The sequence below is a fragment of the Leuconostoc garlicum genome (genome assembly GCF_001998805.1).
GTDB classification, from domain to species: domain Bacteria; phylum Bacillota; class Bacilli; order Lactobacillales; family Lactobacillaceae; genus Leuconostoc; species Leuconostoc lactis.
Genome location: NZ_CP016329.1, coordinates 902,961 through 916,735 on the forward strand (window position 1 = coordinate 902,961; position 13,775 = coordinate 916,735).

General features: G+C 44.6%; 11 protein-coding genes. 10 read left to right on the forward strand and 1 reads right to left on the reverse strand.

Annotation, left to right across the window (positions count from 1 at the left end; translation table 11 throughout):
- Positions 1-21: 21 nt before the first annotated feature.
- From A9176_RS04685 to udk, 3 genes are all read left to right on the forward strand, one after another.
- The gene (locus A9176_RS04685; protein WP_029509059.1) at positions 22-1,881 is read left to right on the forward strand and encodes an acyltransferase family protein; all 1,860 of its coding nucleotides are present in this window, start codon (positions 22-24) and stop codon (positions 1,879-1,881) included.
- 144 nt (positions 1,882-2,025) lie between these two features.
- Positions 2,026-2,739, forward strand: coding sequence for an acetolactate decarboxylase (gene budA / locus A9176_RS04690; protein ID WP_077282285.1), 714 nt, complete (start codon positions 2,026-2,028; stop codon positions 2,737-2,739).
- The gene (udk, locus tag A9176_RS04695; protein WP_010002051.1) at positions 2,739-3,371 is read left to right on the forward strand and encodes a uridine kinase; all 633 of its coding nucleotides are present in this window, start codon (positions 2,739-2,741) and stop codon (positions 3,369-3,371) included. The genes budA and udk overlap by 1 nt, the downstream gene beginning before the upstream one ends.
- Before the next feature lie 39 nt (positions 3,372-3,410).
- On the opposite strand, the gene A9176_RS04700 is transcribed toward udk, so the two are convergent.
- Positions 3,411-4,262 (reverse strand): MurR/RpiR family transcriptional regulator, encoded by an 852-nt coding sequence (locus A9176_RS04700; RefSeq protein WP_077282287.1) that lies wholly within the window; start codon positions 4,260-4,262, stop codon positions 3,411-3,413.
- Between the two features lie 168 nt (positions 4,263-4,430).
- On the opposite strand from A9176_RS04700, the gene gnd reads away from it, so the two are divergent.
- The 7 genes from gnd to ruvX all read left to right on the forward strand — a co-directional run bounded on the left by gnd (position 4,431) and on the right by ruvX (position 13,716).
- Positions 4,431-5,339, forward strand: a complete 909-nt coding sequence (gnd, locus tag A9176_RS04705; protein WP_077282289.1) for a phosphogluconate dehydrogenase (NAD(+)-dependent, decarboxylating) — start codon at positions 4,431-4,433, stop codon at positions 5,337-5,339.
- A gap of 109 nt (positions 5,340-5,448) precedes the next feature.
- Positions 5,449-6,990: a gluconokinase gene (gntK, locus tag A9176_RS04710; RefSeq protein ID WP_077282291.1), complete on the forward strand. Its 1,542-nt coding sequence runs from the start codon at positions 5,449-5,451 to the stop codon at positions 6,988-6,990.
- A 153-nt stretch (positions 6,991-7,143) separates the two neighbouring features.
- Positions 7,144-8,571: an APC family permease gene (locus tag A9176_RS04715; RefSeq protein ID WP_077282293.1), complete on the forward strand. Its 1,428-nt coding sequence runs from the start codon at positions 7,144-7,146 to the stop codon at positions 8,569-8,571.
- 61 nt (positions 8,572-8,632) lie between these two features.
- Positions 8,633-9,967, forward strand: coding sequence for an aspartate aminotransferase family protein (locus A9176_RS04720; protein ID WP_077282294.1), 1,335 nt, complete (start codon positions 8,633-8,635; stop codon positions 9,965-9,967).
- 255 nt (positions 9,968-10,222) lie between these two features.
- Positions 10,223-12,904, forward strand: a complete 2,682-nt coding sequence (alaS, locus tag A9176_RS04725; RefSeq protein WP_077282296.1) for an alanine--tRNA ligase — start codon at positions 10,223-10,225, stop codon at positions 12,902-12,904.
- Positions 12,905-13,033: 129 nt separating this feature from the next.
- Positions 13,034-13,285, forward strand: coding sequence for an IreB family regulatory phosphoprotein (locus A9176_RS04730; protein WP_010002043.1), 252 nt, complete (start codon positions 13,034-13,036; stop codon positions 13,283-13,285).
- Positions 13,285-13,716 (forward strand): Holliday junction resolvase RuvX, encoded by a 432-nt coding sequence (gene ruvX / locus A9176_RS04735; protein ID WP_010002042.1) that lies wholly within the window; start codon positions 13,285-13,287, stop codon positions 13,714-13,716. Before A9176_RS04730 ends, ruvX begins: the two co-directional genes overlap by 1 nt.
- Positions 13,717-13,775 lie beyond the last annotated feature (59 nt).

Genomic DNA, 13,775 nt, shown 5'->3' on the forward strand with positions numbered 1-13,775 from the left:
GCTTGAAGGGGTTCGTTCCAAATGAGAAAAAGACGTTACATCACAGGATTTGACGGCCTGCGTGCCATTGCCGTTATTGGTGTTATTGCCTTTCATCTTTTACCAACTCATATCGTTGGGGGTTGGTTGGGCGTACCGCTTTTTTTTGTGCTATCAGGTTATTTGATTACAGATCTGTTAATCCAAGAATATGATCGTCATGACAAAATTGCACCGTGGCAATTTTATGCGCGCCGGCTTAAGCGTCTTTACCCAGCACTAGTGGTCTTATTATTAATTACCGTGACGATTATTTTCTTATTTGATCGGCAACTGATTTATAATTTACGCTATGTTGTGCTGACTAATTTGTTGTACGTTTATAATTTTTGGGCTATTGGCCATGGGGAATCTTATTTCCAACAATTTGGCGGTGCTTCACCCTTTACCCATCTGTGGTCGTTGTCGATTGAAGGCCAGTTTTATCTCATTTGGCCGTTTGTCTTATGGGGAATTTTAAAACTACGTCTAAAACGCCAATATGTAGCGCTTGGATTGTTGGGACTGTCAGTTATCAGCGCGGTGTTAATGGCGGTGTTGTATGATCCTAGTAACATTAACCGGAGTTACTATGGTGCTGATACGCGTCTCTTTGCTATCTTACTTGGGTCAGCGTTAGCTTTTATTTGGCCCGCAACACATCTCAATCCGGCAGTGCACCCTGAAGTTAAAAGGGGGTTAGACATTGTCGGTGGTGTGGCATTAGCTATAACGGTGATTGGCTTTTTATGGTTAAATGGCCAAAGCCCAGCGACGTATTATGGTTTGATGTACTTGATGACTGCCATTATGGCTATTCTTATTGCCGTAGTGGCACATCCGTCATCGTGGCTCAGTCAGGGATTAGATAATCCGGTGATGTCGTATCTGGGGACACGGAGTTATAGTATTTATCTCTATCAGTTACCCGTCTTTATCTTTTATGAAAAGTTTATGCCAAATTATCGGCCAACCTTCTGGCATCTCTTTTTAGAAGTGATTATTGTGCTGGCCGTGAGTGAGTTGAGTTATCGGTTTGTCGAAACGACTTTCCGACGACAGGACTACTTTAAGCGCCAAATCGCACATTTGTCTGAATCACGTAATCGCTTCTTTATTGTCTTGGCGGCCACAAGTGCGGTTATCGTGTTGATTGGTTATGGTTTGTTGTTACCACAAGCTGGCCAAGCCCGGCCAGAAACGGCCTTGGAAAAGAAATTACGCCAAAACCAAGCAGCGGTTGAAAAACGCAACGCGTTGGCCAAGAAAAATAGCGACACCAGTGCGGCTAAAAAAGGGCAGTCGACGCACTTGTCACCAGAACAGCAAGCCCTTGTTAAAAATTATGGCTTACAGCCAGCCCAGTATCTCGCTTTCCAAGCCATGCCATTTCAAGCTTTTGGTGATTCGGTCATGTTAGATGCTGCGCCTTATCTACAAGAAGTTAATCCGCATATGGTGGTGGATGCGGCAGTCGGTCGACAACCTTATCAAACGCCAAAAATCATGGCGCAGGCCGCAGCCGCACAACCATTAGCAGATAATCTGCTCATTGGCTTAGGGACAAATGGGACGATTAAGAAGCAAGACTTAGATCAAATTATGGCAATTGCCGGTAAAAAGCGTCAGGTCTATTGGATGAATAACTTTGTGCAGTCTCGTCCTTGGCAGGATAGTAACAATCAATTGTTACAAACCGCGCAGAAAACGTATAAGAATTTGCACGTGGTTGATTGGTACGCAGTGGCCAAGCAACACGGTGACTGGTTTGCCGATGATGGGGTACATCAAGGACCGTTAGGCGATCGCCAGTATGTCCGGTTGCTCGTTGAAACGGTGGGTCGCGTGTCAGGTGTTAAGTAAACTACCGTCAGGTAGTTTTTTTATTTATTTGGGGTCTAGCAATAAAAAAAAGCCGTAACCCTTTACAGTCGATTTTTATTCGCTTAAAATATAAGACAGTATAATTTGGAGGAAGTGTGTCGCGTGGCACATCAATATAATAAAATGAGTCGTTTATATCAGCACGGAACATTGGCAATGCTCATGGGCAAACAAATGCAAGGCACGATTACAGTTGCTGAATTGCGACAACATGGCGATACCGGCATTGGCACTTTGACAGGCTTAGATGGTGAAGTCATTTTGTTAGATGGCGAAGTCTATCAAGCGCAAAGTGATGGACAAGTTAACCACATTACGAACCCAGATACGTTGATGCCGTTTGCTTCGGTACATTTTGATGCGCCGACGCAACAATTACCGTTTTCACAAGTTGATTTTTCAACGTTAAGTGCAAAACTAAAAGCAGAACAGTTACAAAATGTGTTTGCGGCAGTAAAGTTTCACGGTGAATTTTCTCGTGTGCATGTACGCATTGCGCCTAAACAGGTCCCACCATACCCAAGTTTGTTGGCCGTTGCGGAAAACCAACCGGAATTTGAACGTGAAAACGTGACAGGTACGGTTGTGGGTTATTTTGCGCCGCAAATTTTTAATGGCCCAACAGCCGCCGGTTGGCACGTGCATTTCTTGTCAGATGATTTGCAATTTGCCGGTCATATTTTAGATTTTTCAGCAAGCCAAATCTCAGGGACGCTGCAAGTATTTGATGAGTTTTTACAACATCTACCAATTCATGATCCGGCATACCGTGAGATGACGCTTGATTTTGATGGCTTACTAGCCGGAATTGCAGCGAGTGAAGGAGGGCAACAATAATGGCAAATAAACCTTTAGTGATTGGCATTACAGGTGGTTCTGGTTCAGGTAAAACCACAGTTAGTCGGGAATTAGTCCGACGGTTAACGGCTGATGGCTCAGTCGCGATTTTGCTACAACAAGATTCTTATTATAAGGATCAGTCAGACAAGCCCATGTCAGAACGGGTGTTGACGAACTATGATCACCCAGATTCATTTGAAACGGATCTTTTTGTCTCTGATTTGCGGCGTTTATTGCGCAATGAACCCATTGATAAGCCAATCTATGACTATGCCAACCATACGCGTTCTAAACAAGTGGAACGGGTTGAACCAGCTAATGTTGTGATTGTTGATGGTGTTTTATTGTTTAATGATGAGCGTGTCCGTGATCTTTTGGATATGAAAATATTTGTCGACACCGATGACGATATTCGCTTCCTACGCCGGCTTGAACGCGATATTGAAGAACGTGGCCGTACGGTTCGTGGGGTGATTGAGCAATATTTGGCAACCGTGAAGCCAATGTATCATCAGTTCGTGGAACCCACAAAACGTTATGCCAACATTATTGTACCTGAAGGTGGCGAAAATCTTGTCGCCATTGATATGTTAACCAACCAAGCAAAAGCCATGTTGAAAAAAGATTAAAAAACAACCAAACGGTATGACCGTTTGGTTGTTTTTTAGTTAATGGGCGCGTGTTTCTTCGATCACACTGCGCATGTTATCGACCACGTTTTGGGTATTTTGTGAAAAATAGGACCCCACCAGGGTAAAGAGCGTATCAATCAAAGTGATTTGGGCAATGAGTGAACTCATCGATTCACTGCGGAAATTGATTTCTTCTGCCAACGACAACAGGACTAAATCCGCAATTTTTGCCAGCGGTGAGTCCGCAAAAGACGTAATGGCAATGACTTTCACGCCATTTTGTTTTAACTTTTGGGCAACAAGTAATGTATCCTTGTTGCGACCAGAATGAGAAATCACCACGGCCGCATCGTCATGGTCTAACTTAACAGCCTGCATGAGTTGAATGTCATAATCTGGATGCGCAATGACATCAAGGGGTGTTCTTAAAAACTTGTGATACGCATTAAAGGCGACAATGGAGGAACCGCCAATGCCAAAAAAGCCAACACGCCGTGCTGCGATCAGATAACCACTAGCAGTTTCCAAATCAGCAGCGGTTAAATGATTTAACGTGGCATGTAAAGCATTGGTGGCACCAGCAAAAACTTTTTGGGAAATCGCCATGGTATCGTCGTCATCGGTAATTTCACCGAAAAAGTCAACGGGCGTTGCGGTTGAGGCAGCGCTAGCAATGGCCACAGAAAATTCACGAAATGAGTCAAAGCCAATTTTTTTCGCAAAGCGTGAAATCGTTGCCGTGGACACCCCAGAGCCGTTAGACAGTTCTTGAATGGTTGCTTCTTGCGCACGTTTTGTGTCAGCTAAAATATAATTAATTAATTTGTTTTCAGTCACATTGTACTGATTTTTTTGTGCGCGCAGTTGCGCGATAATATTGCGAGCCATGGGGCATCTTCCTACTGATAGTGCGCAGTGCGCAAAGTCACGTCATTTTTATAAATTAACTATACAAGAAACGAAAACTTTTTACAATCATTTGCTTGCAATGTGTAAAATATTTTCATATAATAAGAGTGTAGTAAAAATACAAAAAACATAAGAGGTATGTAAACCATGAAGTTTGCGATGATCGGCCTTGGTAAGATGGGCTTGAACTTGGTAAAGAACGCCGTTGATGACGGCCATGAAGTTGTTGCGTTCGATTTGAACCCTGAATTTGTTCGCGAAGCAACTGAATACTCACCAGCTGTTGAAGGCGCAACTGACATTGACGACATGTTGTCAAAGTTGCCCTCACCAAAGATTGTTTGGGTAATGGTACCAGCTGGTGCCCCAACAAACTCAACAATCGACACATTGATTGAAAAGATGGACAAGGGCGACATCATCATCGATGGTGGTAACTCTAACTACAAGGACAACTTGGAACAAAACAAGCGTACAACTGCTGCTGGTATCAAGTTCTTCGATGCCGGAACTTCTGGTGGTATGAACGGTGCCCGTAACGGTGGTAACTTCATGATCGGTGGCGATGACGCCGAAGCTTGGAAGACAATCGAACCATTGTTCAACTCACTTGCTGAAGAAGATGGTTACTTGTACACAGGTCGTTTGGGTTCAGGTCACTACTTGAAGATGGTCCACAATGGTATCGAATATGGTATGATGCAAGCCATCGCCGAAGGTTTCGATGTTTTGGAAGCGTCACAATTCGACTACGACTACGAAGCAGTTGCTAAGTTGTGGAACCACGGCTCAGTTATCCGCTCATGGTTGATGGAATTGGCTGAAGAACAATTCGCTAAGGATCCTAAGTTGGATGCAATCGCTGGTCGTATGCACTCATCTGGTGAAGGTAAGTGGACTGTTGAAGAATCATTGGATCTTGAAGTGCCAGCACCTGTTATCTACTTGTCACTTGCTATGCGTTACCGTTCATTGCAAGATGACACATTTACAGGTAAGGTTGTTTCAGCTTTGCGTAACGGCTTCGGTGGTCACGCAATGGATTCAGCAAAGTAATTAACTTTTAACCTGCTCAATCTTTTTGAACAGATAGCTCCCGCTAGGGAGCTTTTTCTGTATCTGCACAAGTTGTTGAACGATTAGCATTTATATATGAGGAAAAACTATGGATTATATGATTGGCGTCGATTTGGGGACAACATCAACAAAAGCGGTGTTGTTTGATGATCGCAATCAAGTTGTTGCTAGCGCTAACAAAGGCTACAAATTGTATCGCGATACGCCTGATATGGCTGAAGAAGATTTGGATGAAATTTTTGAGGCCTTGATTGATGCCTTAAGTGAAGTGGTTCGCGCAGCAAAGTTACAAGGTGACGATAAAATTGCTGCTGTATCGTTCTCATCAGCGATGCATTCGCTGATTGCCTTCGATCAAGATTGGCAACCGTTAACACGGGTTATCACTTGGGCAGATACGCGGGCGGTCAAATACACGGAAGAGTTGAAGGCGACCGGCTTAGGACAAGAGATTTATAGTCAGACGGGGACACCCATTCACCCAATGGCACCCTTGTCGAAATTGCTGTGGCTGAGAGCAGAACACGCTGACATCTTTAACCAAGCAGCCCATTATATGGGAATTAAAGAGTATTTGTTCCACCGACTTTTTGGGACTAACAAAATGGATATTTCGTTAGCTTCTGGGACTGGCTTGTTTAATATCTTTAAGTTAGATTGGGATGAACAAGCGTTGGCGGTGACAGGGATTACGAAAGCGCAACTGCCAACACCAGTTGAACCTTATGAATATGAAACGACCATGGCGCCTGAATATGCTGCGGTAATTGGGATTCCGGCTGATACACCGTTTGTTTATGGGGCTGGAGATGGGCCATTATCAAATCTTGGTGTCAATGCGGTGAAGCCTGGCGTTGCCGCGATTACCATTGGCACATCTGGTGCCATTCGGGTGGTATCAGATCAACCAGTGATTGATCCAAAAGGGCGTACCTTTACGTATGCCTTAGACAAGGATCATTGGGTTGTTGGTGGGCCAGTAAACAATGGTGGAGATGTCTTCCGTTGGGCGCGTGACAATATGTTTGATGCAGAAAAATCAACGGCCGCATTATTAGGTGTCGACGCCTATGATTTGATGACACAAATTGCCGCCCGTGTGCCAGCGGGCTCTGACGGGTTAATTTTCCATCCGTATTTAGGTGGCGAACGCGCGCCGATTTGGGATGCTAATGCTCGAGGGTCATTCTTTGGTTTAAATCATGGGCATACACGGGCGCATATGTTGCGTTCAGTTCTTGAAGGCATTACCTTTAACGTTTATATGGTGAGTTTGGCTTTGGAAGAAGTTGTGGGTGATTTAAAGGCCATTCAAGCAACTGGTGGTTTTGCTCGTTCACCATTATGGCGACAAATGTTTGCTGATATCTTTGAACAACCGGTCACGGTACCAGAAGCGTTTGAATCTGGTTCATTGGCAGCCGTGATTGTGGCACAAAAAGCCTTAGGTTTGATTGATGATTTATATGACATTGAACAGTATGTTGGGTCCTCAAACACTTATCAACCGATGCCAGAAAACTTTGAAGCTTATCGTGAATTAGCGCCAATTTTCATCCGTTTATCACGGCAATTGCAAACGGAATATGACAGTATTGCAACTTACCAGCGAAAACATACAAAATCATAATTTGTGGTATTATCGGCGTAATGAACAGGGCTTTATCAACGCTAGTGACCATATCATTGAAAACAGAATATATCATTCTGTTTTTTATTGACACTAATATTAGAAAATGTTAATATTATTTGGTAACTTTGTAACCTTTGGAGGGATAGATTCATGTCGGATTCAAAACCGAAGACTGGCTGGCTGCATAAAGCAAGCCCCGCAAGCTTTTCACATAGCGATGCACATTTGCACAAAACACTAGGTGTCAAAGACATGTTAGCGTTGGGTGTGGGGACAATTGTGTCAACTGCTATTTTCACATTACCAGGGATTGTTGCGGCGGATCATGCCGGACCTGCCGTCGCCATTTCATTTGTGATTGCTGCCATTGTGTCAGGACTTGCAGCCTTTGCGTATGCTGAATTTGCGTCCGCATTACCATTTGCTGGTTCAGCTTATTCATGGGCGAACGTTGTCTTTGGTGAAGTGTTTGGCTGGATTGCTGGTTGGGCATTGCTCGCTGAGTACTTTATTGCCGTGGCGTTTGTCGCCTCTGGTTGGTCAGCTAACTTTAAGCTGTTCCTAGCGTCACACAATCTCGTCTTGCCACCAGCATTAGCCGGTTCTTTTGCTGCCGGTAATGGGGGTGTGATTGATATTTCGGCTTTGTTTGCCGTGTTAATCGTCACCGTGTTACTATGGCGCGGCACAAACTCTACCGCACGTGTGGAAAATATCTTAGTGGTTGGAAAAGTTTTGGTCATTTTGATTTTCATTGGCGTTGGTTTGACGGCTATCCATCCAGGTAACTATTCACCATTTATTCCAGAATATAAGCCAGGCACAACATTTGGTGGTTGGCAAGGGATTGTTGCCGGTGCCTCACAAATCTTCTTGGCTTATATTGGGTTTGATTCGATTGCGGCTAATTCTGCGGAAGCTAAGGATCCTAAGCGCACAATGCCACGTGGTATCATTGGGTCACTCGTGGTGGCCACGGTATTGTTTGTGACGGTTGCTTTGGTACTGGTCGGTATGTTCCATTACTCAAAGTATGAAAACAATGCAGCACCTGCGGCTTGGGCTTTGCTCCAATCAGGTCACGGCTTCACGTCTAACTTGTTGTCTGTTGTGGCTTTGGTTGGGATGTTTACTGCCATCATCGGCATGATGTTGGCCGGTTCACGTTTGCTGTACGCCTTTGGTCGTGATGGCTTATTGCCAAGCTTCCTTGGGGATGTGAATGGTAAGGGTCTGCCAAACAATGCGTTGTTGGCTTTGTCAATTATCGCTATCTTAGTCGGTTCAGTCTTTAGCTTTACAGAACTTGCTGGCTTGATCTCAGCTGGGACGTTGATTGCCTTTATTATTGTGTCATTTGGGATCTATGCTTTGCGACCACGTGAAGGAAAAGATATCCAAGAACCTGGCTTCAAGATGCCATTTTACCCAGTTTTGCCAGCTTTGGCAGCCTTGGGTTCAGGCTTCATTTTCTTTAATTTGGACAACCAAGCGAAACTCTATGCATTTGGTTGGTTTGTGATCGGTTTGATTATCTATGCGGTCTATGGGGCACGTCATAGTAATTTGTCAAAATAAGTTGTTTTACCTTCAAGCCCTGGTTAACCAGGGCTTTTATTGTCAGAAAAAAGGGTGGACCATGTCGAACAATCAAGAAATTTTAGCTGCGGAACAACAACATTTGGCAGCGGTATCACGGGTAAATTATTTTGACCTGGTCATTGATCATGGGCAGGGTGCGATTGTGACGGATGCGGATGGTCGGGACTACATTGACTTGTTGGCCAGTGCGAGTGCCACTAATGTCGGTCATGCCCATCCCAAAGTTGTGGCCGCGATTACACAACAGGCCCAAAAGCTGATTCAATACACACCAGCTTATTTTGCTAATACGACTACGGCACAACTGGTGCAACGCTTGACGGCGCTTACGCCAGGGACATTTGAAAAACAAGCCTTGTTTGGCAATTCGGGTTCCGATGCCAATGATGCCATGATCAAATTAGCGCGCGCCTACACGGGCCGATCCTATATTGTGAGTTTTACAGGTGCCTATCATGGGTCGACTTACGGCGCCATGTCTATTTCGGGGGTTAGTCTGAATATGACACGGAAAATGGGTCCACTCTTGCCAGACGTTGTGAAAGTGCCATATCCTGATCCGTCACAACGATTAGCTGGTGAAACGGATGCGCAATTCTCGCAGCGGTTATTTCAAGCATTTAAGTTACCTTTTGAGACTTATTTGCCAGCCGATGAAGTGGCTATGGTCATTATTGAACCGATTCAAGGCGATGGTGGCATCATTAAAGCACCACAAGAATATATGGATTTGGTGTACGATTTTACGCGGGAACATGGGATTGTTTTTGCGGTGGATGAAGTCAATCAGGGCCTAGGGCGCACCGGAAAAATGTGGTCGATTGATCACTTTGGGATTGCGCCGGATTTGTTAAGTATGGGTAAATCGTTGGCTAGTGGCTTGCCGTTAAGTGCCGTTGTTGGTCGTCGGGAGATTATGGCCAGTTTGGCCGCACCAGCAAATGTTTATACGACGGCTGGTAATCCGGTCACTGCTGCAGCTGCCTTGGCGACACTTGATGTATTAGACGCAGAAAATCTGATTGCGCGTTCCGCAGAATTGGGGGGTGTCGCCCGTGAATTTTTCGAGCAGGCTGCACAAAAGTATCCGTTTATTGGCGATGTACGGCTATATGGGTTAAATGGTGGGATTGAGATTGTGACCGCTGATGGGCAGGCTGACGTTGCGGGCACCACTAAGATTATCTATCGTTTATTTCAATTAGGCGTGATTATGATTAGTTTGCGTGGTAATGTGCTACGCTTTCAGCCACCGCTTGTCATCACGCGGGCACAATTACAAACCGCTTTTGATAAATTAACGCAAACGTTTGAGGCATTCATGGCCGATGAACTCGACTTACCAGAAACTGATCATCATATTGGGTGGTAATGTGCTATAATAACTAAAGAAATCTGGATATACAAAATTTGCGCGATGCCAGTCAGAAATGTGTTGGTTAATGCAAAACACACATCACAAATTTTGCGCTCCCAGATCGTATTGTAATCGAAAGGTTACCGCGCCTCAGCGTTATGAGTTTATGAAGGTAAAGATTGAAGATCATTACAAAATGCGGTGGTACCACGGTGAAGCGTCCGCACTTTGTTCTGGTCTTTTTATATTTCAAATCAAGGAGAATTACCAATGAAAGAATTGACGTCAGCAGAAGTCCGTCAGATGTTTTTGGATTTCTTTGCATCAAAAGGGCATGAAGTTGTCCCTTCAAAAAATTTGATTCCACAAGATGATCCGACTTTGTTGTGGATCAATTCGGGTGTGGCCACATTAAAAAAGTATTTTGATGGGACTGTCGTACCAGAAAATCCCCGTATTACGAATGCGCAAAAGGCCATTCGGACCAACGATATTGAAAATGTTGGCAAGACAGCCCGCCACCACACATTATTTGAAATGATGGGGAACTTTTCAATTGGCGATTATTTCAAAGAAGAAGTGATTCCTTGGGCTTGGGAATTGTTGACGAGCCCGGAATGGTATGGCTTGGATAAAGAACGTTTGTATGTGACTGTTTATCCAAAAGACCAAGAAGCCAAGAAGATTTGGGAAGAAAAAACGGACTTGCCAGCTGGTCATATTTACGAAGTTGAAGACAACTTCTGGGATATTGGTGAAGGCCCTTCAGGACCTGATTCAGAAATCTTTTTCGATCGTGGCCCAGCCTTTCAAGATTTGCCAGATGATGATCCAGAAATGTATCCAGGTGGTGAAAACGAACGTTACTTGGAAATTTGGAACATCGTCTTCTCGCAATTTAACCATTTGCCTGGTATGACGGATAATTCACAGTATCCAGAATTACCACACAAGAACATTGATACGGGAATGGGGCTTGAACGTGTCGTTTCAGTGTTCCAAAATGGCCGGACAAACTTTGACACAGATCTATTCTTACCAATTATTCGTGCAACAGAAGCTTTGTCACCAAACTTTAAGTATGATGGGACAAAAGATTCTGATAGTAACACCAGCTGTAAAGTGATTGCTGACCATATCCGGGCCATTACGTTTGCCATTAGCGATGGGGCGATGCCTTCAAACGAAGGCCGTGGTTATGTCATTCGTCGCTTGCTCCGTCGGGCAGTTTTGCATGGTCAAAAGTTAGGCATTCAAGGCGAATTTTTGACACAACTTGTGCCAATTGTTGGGGAAATTATGCAAAGCTATTATCCAGAAGTGCTGGAAAACGCGGCACGTATCCAAAAGACGGTTGCAGCTGAAGAAAAGCGCTTCAATGCAACGTTGACTGGTGGTTTGGCTTTGTTGGATGATGTGATTGCAGCGGCTAAGGCCGACGGGAAAACACAAATTTCTGGTGCGGATGCCTTTAAGTTGTCAGATACCTATGGCTTCCCACTTGAATTGACGCAAGAACAAGCTGCTGAAGCTGGCTTAACCGTTGACGTGGACGGCTTTAATGAAGCATTACAAGCACAACGTGCCCGTGCTCGTGCAGCGCGTTCAAATGACAAGTCAATGGGTGTCCAAAATGCTGTGTTGACCGATTTGAAAGTTGCTTCTGAATATGTTGGTTGGTCAGAAACAGCGGTTGATTCAGCTGAAGTTGTGGCCATTATTGGTCAAGATGCCGATGGCATTGATGCTTTGCTTGATCAAGCAGTCGCTGGTGAACAACGCCAATTAGTCTTTGATAAAACACCGTTCTACGCTGAAATGGGTGGACAAGTTGCTGACTTTGGGACAGTTTTGAACAAGCAAGGGGACGTTGTGGCGGAAGTGATTGATGTCCAAAAGGCACCAAACGGCCAACATGTGCATACTGTCAATATGCTGGCTGACATCACGCTTGGGGAAAACGTTGATTTGCGGGTAGATATGGCACGCCATGTTGCGGTATCAAAGAACCATACGGCGACCCACATGTTAGACCAAGCCTTGCGGAATGTGCTTGGTGGCGATGTCCACCAAGCAGGATCATTGGTTGAACCTGACTATTTGCGTTTTGATTTTACCAACGAAGGACCAGTATCTGCCGCCGATCTTGATCAGATTGAAGCGATGGTGAATGCGGAAATCGCTAAAAATATACCGATTTCATGGCTGGAAACAGATATTGAAACAGCGCAACAAATGGGGGCTGTCGCAGTCTTTGGCGAAAAGTACGGCGATGTTGTCCGGGTCGTATCGATTGGCGACTTTAACAAGGAATTTGATGGTGGTACCCATGCGCAGTCAACGGCCGAACTTGGCTTGTTCAAGATTGTCTCAGAATCTGGTATTGGGGCTGGTGTACGCCGTATTGAAGCCGTTACTGGCTTAGACGCACTTGCGCTATATAAGGCAGAAGAAAACGCCTTAAAGGCTGTTGCTGCCCAAGTGAAAGCACAAAAAATTACGGATGCGCCTGACAAGGTAGCCGATTTGCAAGCAGAATTAAAGGCAACACAACGCACATTAGAATCTGTTGAAGCGAAATTGGCGAACGCAGCTGCTGATGAAGTCTTTAACGACGTTCAAACAAGCAACGGCCACACTTATATTGTGGCGCAATTGCCAGTTTCTGGCATGGATGGCTTACGTCAAGTTGCTGATAATTGGAAAGCAAATTACCCATCAGAAGTGTTAGTGCTAGCAGCTGACATTGATGGTAAAGTCAACCTCATTGTTGCGGCTTCACCAGAAGCCAATGCAGCTGGTATTAAAGCAGGTGATTTGATTAAAGCCATTGCCCCACGCGTTGGTGGCGGTGGCGGTGGTCGCCCAGACATGGCGCAAGCTGGTGGTAAGAATCCAGCTGGTATTCCCGATGCCTTTGCAGCAGTCGCTGACTTTTTGGCACAAAACTAACATCACTTATTTAGAATCTTATGGTTCTGTGATATAGTTGTCATATTTATAAGGTAAAATAGATTTAGGACAATTAGTCACGCTAGACTGAGTCGTCAGCGTGAGCAACTAAAGAAAGGAGCGTGTGCGATGACAGTAGGAGATGAAACAGCAATTTTCGACTTTGGCAATCAACAGCCCAAGGCGATTCATGAAACGCTAGAGATTGTTTACCAAGCTTTGGAAGAAAAAGGGTATAACCCAATTAACCAAATTGTCGGTTATTTGATGTCTGGCGATCCCGCTTATATTCCGCGTTTGAATGATGCACGTAATTTGATCAAGCGTCACGAACGTGACGAGATCATTGAAGAACTTGTGCACGCCTATTTGAACAAATAATGCGTATATTAGGATTAGATGTCGGTAGTCGAACAGTTGGTGTTGCGGTGAGTGATCCTATGGGTTGGACAGCCCAAGGGGTTGAAATCATTCGCATCAACGAAGATGAGGCAGAATTTGGCCTCGAACGATTGGGTGAAATTATCAAGGCCAAGCAAGTTAAAGGTGTTGTCTTAGGCTTGCCTAAAAACATGAATAATTCCGAAGGCCCACGTGCTGAAGCAGCCCGGCGTTATGCCAAAATGGTTGAAGAAACATTTGGTTTGCCAACTGATTTTCAAGATGAACGCTTAACAACGGTACAAGCTGAACGCATGTTGATTGAAGAAGCAGATATTTCACGTAAAAAGCGCAAGCAGGTCATTGACAAAATTGCGGCAGAATTTATTCTGCAAAACTATTTAGATGCTAATGGTAAATTAGCCAAGTAAAGACGCGAAACAACGTTTCTAGGCGAAACGTTGTTTTTACGTTATAATAGAGATACAAA

Coding starts and splice junctions, on each gene's coding strand:
- A9176_RS04685 (WP_029509059.1), top strand. CDS start 22: ATGAGAAAAAGACGTTACATCACAGGATTTGACGGCCTGCGTGCCATT.
- budA (WP_077282285.1), top strand. CDS start 2,026: ATGAGTCGTTTATATCAGCACGGAACATTGGCAATGCTCATGGGCAAA.
- udk (WP_010002051.1), top strand. CDS start 2,739: ATGGCAAATAAACCTTTAGTGATTGGCATTACAGGTGGTTCTGGTTCA.
- A9176_RS04700 (WP_077282287.1), bottom strand. CDS start 4,262: ATGGCTCGCAATATTATCGCGCAACTGCGCGCACAAAAAAATCAGTAC.
- gnd (WP_077282289.1), top strand. CDS start 4,431: ATGAAGTTTGCGATGATCGGCCTTGGTAAGATGGGCTTGAACTTGGTA.
- gntK (WP_077282291.1), top strand. CDS start 5,449: ATGGATTATATGATTGGCGTCGATTTGGGGACAACATCAACAAAAGCG.
- A9176_RS04715 (WP_077282293.1), top strand. CDS start 7,144: ATGTCGGATTCAAAACCGAAGACTGGCTGGCTGCATAAAGCAAGCCCC.
- A9176_RS04720 (WP_077282294.1), top strand. CDS start 8,633: ATGTCGAACAATCAAGAAATTTTAGCTGCGGAACAACAACATTTGGCA.
- alaS (WP_077282296.1), top strand. CDS start 10,223: ATGAAAGAATTGACGTCAGCAGAAGTCCGTCAGATGTTTTTGGATTTC.
- A9176_RS04730 (WP_010002043.1), top strand. CDS start 13,034: ATGACAGTAGGAGATGAAACAGCAATTTTCGACTTTGGCAATCAACAG.
- ruvX (WP_010002042.1), top strand. CDS start 13,285: ATGCGTATATTAGGATTAGATGTCGGTAGTCGAACAGTTGGTGTTGCG.